Raw genomic sequence first — 493 nt, forward strand, 5'->3', positions numbered from 1 at the left:
CGGCAGATCGTGGCTTCCATCGCCCAGATCGGGATCGTCGAGCCGCCCGTCGTCGTCCGGAACCCCGACAAGTCCGCGACCTGGTTGCTGCTGGACGGCCACCTGCGGATCGAGGCGCTGAAGGACGCGGGCAAGAGCGAGGTGGAATGCCTCGTTTCCACCGACGACGAGGCCTTCACCTACAATAGACAGGTCAGCCGCCTCGCCCCGATCCAGGAACACAAGATGATCCGCAAGGCGATCGAGCGCGGCGTTCCCGAAGAGAAGATCGCGCTCGCGCTCGACCTCAACATGAGCAGCATACGACGCAAGGCGCGCCTACTGGACGGCATCTGCGAAGAAGCTGTCGCGATCCTGAAAGACAAGCCCTGCACGAATGCCGTGTTCGATGCGCTTCGCAAGATGAAGACCATGCGCCAGATCGAGGCGGCTGAACTGCTGGTCAACGCGAACAACTACTCCGTCGCCTACGTGAACGCGATCCTTGCGGGAA

1 protein-coding gene is annotated in these 493 nt (G+C 62.3%); it reads left to right on the forward strand.

The annotated features are described in order from the left end of the window. Positions 1–9: 9 nt before the first annotated feature. Positions 10–493, forward strand: a 484-nt coding sequence (locus IC63_RS16745; RefSeq protein ID WP_232222663.1) for a plasmid partitioning protein RepB C-terminal domain-containing protein, incomplete at its 3' end; no start/stop codon positions are given.

The sequence above is a fragment of the Paracoccus sphaerophysae genome (assembly GCF_000763805.1).
GTDB classification, from domain to species: Bacteria; Pseudomonadota; Alphaproteobacteria; order Rhodobacterales; family Rhodobacteraceae; genus Paracoccus; species Paracoccus sphaerophysae.